The following is an 8,057-nucleotide window of genomic DNA, read 5'->3' as shown; positions in this document are numbered from 1 at the left end:
GGGAACAAAACTGCCAATGCAAGGATCCTGAGCGCTGAGCTGAATGGCGTACTGATCCACGACAATGTGGAACTGTTTGGTCCTACCAGGGGGGCGGCTGATAAGGAAAAAGCTTTGGGCGCATTGCGTTTCCAGGGCGACCACGGTGCTGTAGCTTTCAGAAACATCAAAATCACGGCCCTGCCCAAAGAACTGCGCAATGGGGGCCAGAAAGGCGGGGGCGGTGCAGACCCGATCTATATTGATGCACCCGTAAACACCATGATCAGGAGCTTTGTCGACATCGCCCCACGTATCCGGGTAGTGCACGCCATTTCTGTGGGCAGTCCGCAAAAGGTACATTACAGTTACGACCTCGACAAGGGCCTGCTGGTTTATGGCTGGCGGGGAGATTTTGTAGATGCCACCCCGATGTGGGATGGCAGGGGCAATGGTACCTCCAGGCCGCGTGGTGCCAGAACAGCATTTACTGCAACACTGCAGCCGGCCCTTGCCCGGCTTGAAACTGCCCAGGCAGCATGGCCCCTGGATACCAGCGGAACCGGCTTCAAACCCAGGGGCTATGTAATGGACAATGAAGACAGGCCTGAGTTTAAGTACAACCTGCATGGGCTGCAGGTTAGCGATGCCATTAAGGCCCTGGAAAATGGAGAAGGTTTAAGCAGGGAGATCAGTCTTGATAAACCTGCAGCAAACATTTACCTGATGCTGGCCAGAGGAACTGATATACAGGAACTCAGCAAAGGGGTTTACCTTGTTGATGGGCAATCCTGGTACCTGAAATTCAATGGTCCGCAGGATAAGCCCATCATCCGTGATGCTGCTGGTAAAAAGGAACTGATCATCCAGCTCCGCAGTAAATTAAACTATTCCATTTTATTCTAATCCGGCCCAAAGATGACAACATTATTTAACAAGATATCAGCGCGGAGAACGCGGAGAACGTTCTCAATGCGCTCAACGTTCTCAATGCTCTCAACGTTCTCCCTGGCTGCACTAAGCCTAACCTACAATATCGCCACAGCACAGGAAACGCCAAAAGAAGAAGACTTTTTTAAGATCATGAAGGTACGGGTACCGGAAGGGCCGGTACTGGAAGTAGGTGGGCTGGTAACCCTGCCCAATGGTGACCTGGGCATCTCTACCCGAAGGGGGGATGTGTTTATCGTTGAAAACCCGACCAGCAACCGCCCTTATTTCCGCAAGTTTGCTACCGGCCTGCATGAAATACTGGGACTGGCCTATAAAGAGGGTGCCTTATATGTGGCACAGCGGGGAGAGCTGACCAAGCTGGTGGATAAAAACATGGACGGCAAGGCCGATGTCTATGAAACCATATATGCCTGGCCATTGAGCGGGCACTACCACGAATACAGCTTTGGCCCTACAATAGCAGCCGATGGTTCATTCTTTGTGACCGCGAATGTGGCTTTTGGTGATGAAGAATGGTGGCGTGCAGAAAGCAGGGTTCCTATGCGGGGCTGGGCGATGCACATTACCGAAGATGGGAAGATGACGCCCTGGGCTGCAGGGTTGCGCTCACCTGCCGGTCTGAATGTGATCGACGGGCAGCTGTATTATACCGAAAACCAGGGCGACTGGGTAGGTACCGGCGGACTTTGGAAAGTAAACAAAGGGGATTTTATAGGACATCCTGCAAGCCTGGCCTGGACGGGCAGAAGCGATTCCCCTTTAAAGCTGAGTGCTGATTTTTTCTATTCCAAACTGGATGAAAGGAGGATAAAAGACGCCAATGGCCGCTACATTAAACCCGAAAACAGGGTAAATGAAGAATTCAAAACCCTGGCCGATATGAAAAAGGATTTTCCTGAGCTGCGTTTGCCTGCGGTACGGCTGCCCCATGGTATCCTTGGCATTTCCAATTCGGAGCCGCTAAAAATACCTGCCGGTACTTTTGGCCCTTTTGAAGGACAGCTGCTGGTGGGCGATCAGGGCATGAGCATCATTTCCAGGGTATTTCTGGAAAAGGTAAACGGGGAGGAACAAGGTGCTGCATTTATGTTCAGGAGCGGCTTCCGCTCGGGTGTATTGCGCATGGCCTGGGCCAACGATGGCTCCCTGTTTGTTGGGGAGACCAACAGGGGCTGGGGTTCTGCAGGAGATGCCAATGAAGGACTGGAACGCCTGGTATACAACAACAAAGTGCCTTTTGAGATGAAAGCGGTAAGGGCCATGCCGGATGGGTTCGAAATTGAGTTTACCAGTCCTGCAGACCTGAAATCGGCCCAGGATATCGCTTCCTATGGTGTAGAAAGCTTTACCTATAAATACCAGCCTGTGTACGGTTCACCTATGGTAAACCAGCAAAGCCTGAAAGTAAAAGGGGTTAAAGTAAGTGCCGATGGTTTAAAAGCCAGGATCGTGGTGGATGGCCTGCGCAGGTATTACATCCACAGCATCAGTGTAAATGGCATCAGGGAAAAGCAGCACTACTATTCAGTGGTACATCCTGTAGCCTACTATACGCTGAACAACATCCCGGCAGGAGATAAACTGGCGGCAAGCGAGCTGAGCACCCGGAATTCGGCAAATGATCCGAAGGCCAGTGTAAGTCCAGCAAAAAAGACAGCAGCAGCGGCCAAAGGGAAAACAGCGGTAGCAGAAAAAAAGGAGCTGCCGGCAGCAAAAACAGCAGCCAAAGCACCAACTTACAATGAAGTAAAGGGCCTTTTGACCAATTACACCTGCCTGGCCTGCCATAACCCAACCAAAAAGCAGATCGGTCCTTCATTTACCGATATTGCCAAACGCAAATACAGCAATGAAAAGATCCTGCAGCTGATCCACAACCCTAAGCCTGAAAACTGGCCGGGTTATGCAACAGAGATGCCACCGATGCCACAGGTGTCCAAGGCCGATGGATTGAAAATAGCAGCATATATTAACTCATTGAATAAATGAAACCGTATATTTAAGAGATGAAACAATGTCTTTTTTTTCTGGTCATTTTTTATCTGGTGCAGCCATTACAAGCCAGTGTACGCCTGCCGGATGTTTTGAGCAGCAATATGGTTTTGCAGCAAAAATCTACCACCAAACTATGGGGGTGGGCCTCGCCCAATGAGCAAATCAAAATTACGACCTCATGGAACAACAGCACAACTACAACAGTTGCAAAGGCCGATTCTACCTGGCAAATTGAAGTCAAAACACCGCAGGCGGGTGGTCCGTATACTATAATCTTTCAGGGAGAAAATAAAATTGTACTGGAGAATGTTTTAATGGGCGAGGTCTGGATCTGCAGCGGACAATCGAATATGGAATGGAATTATAACCTCGGTGTGAGCAGCATTAAAGAAGAGTTTTCCAGACTCAGCAAACTTAATATAAGGTTGTTGAATGTGCCCAAGACAACTTCAAAAGTGCCAAAGGCTAATTGTGGGGCTAGCTGGACAACGTGCGACAGCAATACCATAAAAGCATTCAGCGCTGTTGGGTATTATTTTGGAAAAAAGATAAGCCAGGACACAAATGTACCTGTAGGACTTATTCATAGCAATTGGGGTGGTACACCTGCGGAAGTATGGACACCGGCAGAACTGATTGAAAATAATCCCGTTTTAAAGGAGGCGGCAACAAAAAATCTGCCTAATGAATGGTGGCCGGTAAATCCGGGAGCTACATACAATGCCATGATTGCACCGCTTTTGAATTACAACATTGCAGGTGTGATCTGGTATCAGGGAGAAAGTAACAGAATGGCCCCTGCCAGTTATGCTCAGCTAATGGATACCATGATAGCTGCCTGGCGTAAGGGCTGGAACAAAGAATTCCCTTTTTATTACGTACAGATTGCACCTTACAAATACGAAAAACCTGTTATAGGAGCATTGGTAAGAGAAGCGCAGGCCAAAAATCTGTCTATAAAGAAAACCGGAATGGTGGTTGTTTCAGATCTGGTAAACGATACGCTGAATATTCATCCTGTCAATAAAAAGGATGTAGGTTTACGTCTTGCCGATCTGGCTTTGGTTGAGACTTACAAAATAAAAAAACAGGGGTATAAAAGCCCGGTTTTCAGATCTTTATTGATAAAAGGACAATATGCTGTTGTTGATTTTGACCATGCTGAAAATGGTTTAATGGTTAAAGGAGCAGCAGCAAGGGAAGCTTTTATAGCAGGTGCCGATCGTAAATTTCATCCGGCAGTAGTGGAAATAAAGAATAACAGTATCCTGTTTTCAAATAAAGCCGTAAAAAATCCTGTTGCTGTCCGGTACCAGTTCAGCAATTCAGGAATAGGTAACCTTTTTAGTAAAGCAGGCCTGCCTGTCGCACCTTTCAGGACCGATAGCTGGGTGTCTGATTGATGATACCACTGAAGACGTGACGGAGTACAGGAAAAAATATTATACTTGCACTTTCGTATCCGATACTTACCAATGCTTTACAGATGATGGTTAACAGTGCTGTACTTTCTGACACCGAACTCACCGCCTTGTTAAAAGAAGGCGACCTGCAGGCTTTTACCAATATTTATAACAGGTACTGGCCGCCGCTTTTTCTGCATGTAAGGCGTATGCTGAGTGATGACGACCAGGCCCAGGACGTATTGCAGGATATGTTCAGCTGGCTTTGGCAGCATAAGGGCGAACTCCATTTCAGCAGCTCACTGGCTGCTTACCTGTATACTGCTACGCGAAACCGTGTATTTAACCGGATCAAACATGAAAAGGTAAAAACCAACCGGCTGGAAGATATCAGGCTGTTTATGCAAAAAGGGAATTATGAGGCAGATGAGGCGCTGAGGTATAAGGAACTGGCTGCTATTGTAAAATCTGAAGTAGAGAAAATGCCGGAAAAGATGCGGCAGATCTTTGAATTGAGCCGCAACCAATACCTATCGCACAAGGAAATTGCTGAAATGCTGAACATATCTGAACATACCGTGCGTACACAGGTGCAGCGTGCCCTCAAAATTTTAAGGAACAAATTAGGTGTGTCCCATGCAGTGTTGCTGACTATCATTGCCATGATGGATTAAAAAAAAAATAAATTCATGTAGTCTATCCCTGCTTCACAGTTGTCTTGTAATTTAGGCGAATGCAAAACAGATGACAAAAGAGGAAGTTATAGCAGCAATAGAACGGTACGAACAGGGCAAATGCACTGATGCTGAACGTGGATTATTGGAAAGCTGGTACAACCAATGCGCGGACCAGCAGGCTGCAGCTGAATTCCCTGATGACCTCTGGACAAGAAAAGAAAACAGTTTAAAAATTATACTTCGCCAGGCTATCCCTTACACAGGGAAACCAGCCCGGGTATACCGGCTGGGTACTATAGGTATTGCGGCTGCAGTGGTGCTGGTATTTTTGGGGCTAATCTTCTGGTTTTACAAATACAATCCCCACCCGGTAGCAAAAAACAGTACTGTGCTGGTTTCTGGTGTTAAAGACAGCGTTCAGGTAAGGAAGGGCGTAACCCTCACTTTTTCTAACGGCAAGGTACTGCAGCTGAATGCGGCAAAGTCGGGGATTGTAATTCGCGGCAATAAATTAAGCTACAACGATGGCTCATTTGTGCGGGGTACTGAAGCCCGGCTTCGGGAAAGTGAAGACCTTGGCATACAAAGCGATGAGCTTATCATTAGTGTTCCCCCTGCCATGCAATACCATGTTCAGCTTGCTGATGGAAGTAAAATATGGCTGAATGCCGATAGCAGGCTAAAAATTGCAGGATCATTTAATGACAATTTTGCAAGGACGGTAGGCCTTGTTGGAGAGGCTTATTTCGAAGTTGCCAAATCAGAGCGGCAATGGCGGGGAAAAAAAAGAAAGCGGCCTTTTTATGTACTGGGCAAAAGGCATAGTATAGCAGTGCTGGGAACATGTTTCAATGTGAGCAGCTACCCTGCAGAACCAGCGCAGATTAGTTTATTGGAAGGATCGGTAGAGGTAAATAGCCAGGTTTTAAGACCTGGAGAACAGGCTACGATATCGCGCAGAGGTGGTGTAGCTGTAAAAACCGTCGATATGGAGGGTGTCTTATCCTGGAGAAGCGGTTACTTCAGGTTTGAGGACGAAGAGATGGAAAACGTAATGAGCAAAATATCAAGATGGTATGATGTAGATGTTCAGTACGAGGAGGAAGGCTTAAAACATGAACGGCTGTCTGGCATCGTGATTCGGTACAACCGCATTACTGATATTTTGGGCACCTTGCAAAAAGATGCTGCATTCAGGTTCGAGCTCAAAGGCAGGACGCTTCTGGTGAGGAAATTGAAGTGATTTTTTGAATATTATATCTCACTAGTGAGAATTAATTTTGAATTATTGAGAATTGAATTTACATTTGTGCCATTGAATACAGCAATGTCATTCTCTTATGTTCTGACCTATTTCAATTATCTATCAAAAACAAAAAAAATCATGAGAAAATTATTTATCGCATTGGTTTGTACAGTGATCGGATTTAGCGCTTATGCTAATGGTACAAACCCAAAGGAAGCTGCTCCTGCTGTAACAAAAACAGAAGTGCGCACAATTCCTAACGAAAACAATGGCAAGCCGCTTGAAAACGAAACTGAAAAAGGGACGCTTCGTCGCCGTCAGATGGTTTTTACCTTCTATGATGGATGCGGTACGCAGATGACCGTTTGGGTATCTGGTGGCAGCTCATCAACCGATGGCGATTTGTACGGAACAGCCTATGCATATGCAGAGAGCACCCTTACCGGAAGCGGATGTTTCCCAAGATAGGGATATGCTTTCCGGCGTAAAAAAACAATCATTTATCTATTAAAATCAAAATCATGAAACATTTATTTATAGCATTATTATGCTCATTTATGGCAGTTGGCGCATATGCCAATGGCCTGACCCCAAAAGAAGCTGCTGTTGTGGTAACAAAAGCAGAAGTAAAAAAAGCAGCAAACCTGGACAAAAGCAATGCAAAAACAGTTGAAACTGAAAAAACAGCCTTCCGCAGGCAAATGGCTTTTCAATTTTATGACAACTGTGGGCAGATGTTGACAGTTTGGGTATCTGCGGGGAATTCTGTTTCCAACGCTTCAATGGCACAAACAGCTTATAACTATGCCTGCGGCTATGCCAATGCAGGTGGCGGCTGTTTCTAATTAAGCCTTCGTCAGAACATACAGAGAACAGACCTTCTTTTGTTTCAGGATACCCCGGGTATTGCCCGGGGTTTATTTATAAATCAATAATCAAGATATATGCCTTACTACCTTAAGCTTTTTGTATCTGCATTGCTGTTGTGCATCTTTTATTCCTTTAGCTACAAAAACAAAAAAACAACCGATGCTTCCTCAGGCGTTGCAATCTATCATTTTTTTCACATCCGTGATACCACCAATACAGGCCGTATCTGGGAAGAAGATTTCCAAATGGTGTTCAACACGCAGCGAAGTTTGTATACCAGCTATACCAAACAAATGCAGGATTCCATTCTGAAGTCAAAAATTGAAGCTGCCGCCAGCGCTGGCAGCAACCAGGTAAATATGGGCCTTTTCATCCCTTCAACTGCTGAAAATATCATCACATCAGCAAATGAAAAAACAGTTTATGTAAATAAGGTTTTCAGTGAAAATAATTACCTGATCAAAGAGGTGATGGAGAAAATTAACTGGAAAATTGAAAAAGAGACCAAATCACTACTGGGCTATACCTGCCAGATGGCTACCGGAGTCTGTAAAGGCCGCAAATATACCGCCTGGTTTACAACCGACATACCTGTCAGCTTTGGTCCCTGGAAACTGCAGGGTCTGCCGGGACTGATCATGGAGGCCTATGATGAGAGCCAGAGGATCAGATTTACCTGTACCAGGCTAACATTGGATACCCCACTTCCCACGAATATATCCCTGGAATTGCCTTCAGATGCCATTGTTACCAGCCATTCAGATTACAACAGAATGGAAAAAGCCTATAAAGAAAGTCTGGGTGTGGGCGGGTATACCGGCACTGAAACGTCAATAGATAAAGTAACGGTGCTGGGCGACCCTCAGGGAAAGCCCCGTAAAAAGTTTATCGTGAATTATCCGCTGGAATTGGCAAACTAAACCGGTTATCGTT

At 46.0% G+C, this 8,057-nt stretch carries 7 protein-coding genes and 1 pseudogene; all 8 read left to right on the top strand.

Features of this window, described 5'->3' with window-relative positions; translation table 11 throughout:
* Positions 1-885, top strand: a pseudogene (locus ABIE26_RS10265) (3-keto-disaccharide hydrolase); the annotation flags it as partial.
* Positions 886-969: 84 nt separating this feature from the next.
* Complete coding sequence (locus ABIE26_RS10260; RefSeq protein ID WP_310137106.1) at positions 970-2,922, top strand: hypothetical protein; 1,953 nt, start codon at positions 970-972, stop codon at positions 2,920-2,922.
* A 17-nt stretch (positions 2,923-2,939) separates the two neighbouring features.
* Positions 2,940-4,331: a sialate O-acetylesterase gene (locus ABIE26_RS10255; RefSeq protein ID WP_310137108.1), complete on the top strand. Its 1,392-nt coding sequence runs from the start codon at positions 2,940-2,942 to the stop codon at positions 4,329-4,331.
* An 83-nt stretch (positions 4,332-4,414) separates the two neighbouring features.
* Positions 4,415-5,005, top strand: a complete 591-nt coding sequence (locus ABIE26_RS10250; RefSeq protein ID WP_310137111.1) for an RNA polymerase sigma-70 factor — start codon at positions 4,415-4,417, stop codon at positions 5,003-5,005.
* Positions 5,006-5,075: 70 nt separating this feature from the next.
* The gene (locus tag ABIE26_RS10245) at positions 5,076-6,251 is read left to right on the top strand and encodes a FecR family protein (protein WP_310137114.1); all 1,176 of its coding nucleotides are present in this window, start codon (positions 5,076-5,078) and stop codon (positions 6,249-6,251) included.
* A 141-nt stretch (positions 6,252-6,392) separates the two neighbouring features.
* On the top strand, positions 6,393-6,722 hold the full coding sequence (locus ABIE26_RS10240; RefSeq protein WP_310137115.1) for a hypothetical protein: 330 nt from the start codon (positions 6,393-6,395) through the stop codon (positions 6,720-6,722).
* Between the two features lie 53 nt (positions 6,723-6,775).
* Entirely contained in the window at positions 6,776-7,099 is a 324-nt protein-coding gene (locus tag ABIE26_RS10235; RefSeq protein WP_310137116.1) for a hypothetical protein, read from the top strand.
* A 99-nt stretch (positions 7,100-7,198) separates the two neighbouring features.
* Positions 7,199-8,044: a GLPGLI family protein gene (locus tag ABIE26_RS10230; protein ID WP_310137117.1), complete on the top strand. Its 846-nt coding sequence runs from the start codon at positions 7,199-7,201 to the stop codon at positions 8,042-8,044.
* Positions 8,045-8,057: the final 13 nt, after the last annotated feature.

It is taken from the genome of Pedobacter africanus (assembly GCF_040548825.1).
Classification (GTDB): domain Bacteria; phylum Bacteroidota; class Bacteroidia; order Sphingobacteriales; family Sphingobacteriaceae; genus Pedobacter; species Pedobacter africanus_A.
Note: the sequence above shows the minus strand (reverse complement) of the source record. Positions and strands in the feature narration are given on the sequence as shown.